The sequence below is a fragment of the Ureibacillus suwonensis genome, assembly GCF_042655065.1.
GTDB classification, from domain to species: Bacteria; Bacillota; Bacilli; order Bacillales_A; family Planococcaceae; genus Ureibacillus; species Ureibacillus suwonensis.
In genome coordinates, this window is record NZ_JBHSNQ010000063.1 from 1 (window position 1) to 2618 (window position 2618).

1 rRNA gene is annotated in these 2618 nt (G+C 57.4%); it reads right to left on the minus strand.

Annotation, left to right across the window (positions count from 1 at the left end):
* Positions 1 to 2456: ribosomal RNA gene (locus tag ACFPOH_RS07485) — 23S ribosomal RNA — on the minus strand; the annotation flags it as partial.
* Positions 2457 to 2618: the final 162 nt, after the last annotated feature.

Below are 2618 nucleotides of genomic sequence, written 5' to 3' on the forward strand. Positions count from 1 at the left end.
GACATCGAGGTGCCAAACCTCCCCGTCGATGTGGACTCTTGGGGGAGATAAGCCTGTTATCCCCGGGGTAGCTTTTATCCGTTGAGCGATGGCCCTTCCATGCGGAACCACCGGATCACTAAGCCCGACTTTCGTCCCTGCTCGACCTGTCCGTCTCGCAGTCAAGCTCCCTTGTGCCTTTGCACTCTCCGAATGATTTCCAACCATTCTGAGGGAACCTTTGGGCGCCTCCGTTACCTTTTGGGAGGCGACCGCCCCAGTCAAACTGCCCGCCTGACACTGTCTCCCACCCCGCTAAGGGGTGCGGGTTAGAATTTCAATATCGCCAGGGTGGTATCCCACCGCCGCCTCCACCGAAGCTGGCGCTCCGGCTTCCCAGGCTCCCACCTATCCTGTACAAGCGATACCAAAATTCCATATCAGGCTGCAGTAAAGCTCCACGGGGTCTTTCCGTCCTGTCGCGGGTAACCTGCATCTTCACAGGTAGTATAATTTCACCGGGTCTCTCGTTGAGACAGCGCCCAAGTCGTTACACCTTTCGTGCGGGTCGGAACTTACCCGACAAGGAATTTCGCTACCTTAGGACCGTTATAGTTACGGCCGCCGTTTACTGGGGCTTCGGTTCGCACCTTCGCTTCCGCTAAGCGCTCCCCTTAACCTTCCAGCACCGGGCAGGCGTCAGCCCCTATACGTCACCTTGCGGTTTTGCAGAGACCTGTGTTTTTGATAAACAGTCGCCTGGGCCTATTCACTGCGGCTCATCGGGGCTTGCACCNATTCTCTCCTCGCCTACCTGTGTCGGTTTGCGGTACGGGCACCTCTTCCCTCGCTAGAGGCTTTTCTTGGCAGTGTGAAATCGGGGACTTCCGGATGACTCCGTCGCCATCACCGCTTGGCCTTACAATCCGCGGATTTGCCTACGGATCAGCCTTGCGGCTTGGACAGGCTCTTCCAGCCGCCTGCTCGCCCTATCCTCCTGCGTCCCCCCATCGCTCAAACGGGAAGGAGGTGGTACAGGAATCTCAACCTGTTGTCCATCACCTACGCCTTTCGGCCTCGGCTTAGGTCCCGACTAACCCTGAGCGGACGAACCTTCCTCAGGAACCCTTAGGCTTTCGGCGCAGAGGATTCTCACCTCTGTTTTCGCTACTCATACCGGCATTCTCACTTCTAAGCGCTCCACCAGTCCTTCCGGTCTGGCTTCAACGCCCTTAGAACGCTCCCCTACCGATGACCAACGGTCATCCCGCAGCTTCGGCGGCACGTTTAGCCCCGGTACATTTTCGGCGCAGAGTCACTCGACCAGTGAGCTATTACGCACTCTTTAAATGGTGGCTGCTTCTAAGCCAACATCCTGGTTGTCTAAGCAACGCCACATCCTTTTCCACTGAACGTGCACTTTGGGGCCTTAGCTGGCGATCTGGGCTGTTTCCCTCTCGACCACGGATCTTATCACTCGCAGTCTGACTCCCGGGCATAAGTCGTTGGCATTCGGAGTTTGACTGGGTTCGGTAACCCGATGAGGGCCCCTAGCCCAATCAGTGCTCTACCTCCAACACTCTCCCTCCCGAGGCTAGCCCTAAAGCTATTTCGGGGAGAACCAGCTATCTCCAAGTTCGATTGGCATTTCACCCCTACCCACACCTCATCCCCGCACTTTTCAACGTGCGTGGGTTCGGGCCTCCAGCCGGTGTTACCCGGCCTTCACCCTGGACATGGGTAGATCACCTGGTTTCGGGTCGACGACGACGTACTTTTCGCCCTATTCAGACTCGCTTTCGCTGCGGCTCCGCCTCTTCGGCTTAACCTCGCACGCCATCGTCACTCGCCGGTTCATTCTACAAAAGGCACGCCATCACGCATGAACGCGCTCTGACTACTTGTAGGCACACGGTTTCAGGTTCTCTTTCACTCCCCTTCCGGGGTGCTTTTCACCTTTCCCTCACGGTACTGGTGCACTATCGGTCACTAGGGAGTATTTAGCCTTGGGAGATGGTCCTCCCTGCTTCCGACGGGATTTCCCGTGTCCCGCCGTACTCAGGATCCGCTCGGGAGGGAACGAAGTTTCGACTACAGGGCTGTCACCTTCTCTGGCCGGCCGTTCCAGACCGGTTCGTCTACCCCGTTCCTTTCTCACTCCCACAATGAGCGGTCCTACAACCCCAAGAGGCAAGCCTCTTGGTTTGGGCTGTTCCCGTTTCGCTCGCCGCTACTCAGGGAATCGCGTTTGCTTTCTTCTCCTCCGGGTACTAAGATGTTTCAGTTCCCCGGGTGTGCCCTCCATGCCCTATGGATTCAGGCATGGATACTGCCCCATTACGGACAGTGGGTTCCCCCATTCGGACATCTCCGGATCAACGCTTGCTTACAGCTCCCCGGAGCGTTTCGGCGTTTGCCCCGTCCTTCATCGGCTCCTAGTGCCAAGGCATCCACCGTGCGCCCTTTCTAGCTTAACCTACAGCGCTCTCGGCTTCTTCCTTATTGTCTAGCGTCGGCTCGCCGCCGCTCGGGGTCAAATAACCTTCGCCTTCCGGGTGCAAGCACCCTTGCAGGCGAAGAACATTTGCCCATCGCGGCGAAACGCTCGCCTCCGCTTTTCCGGTTATCTAGTTTTCAAG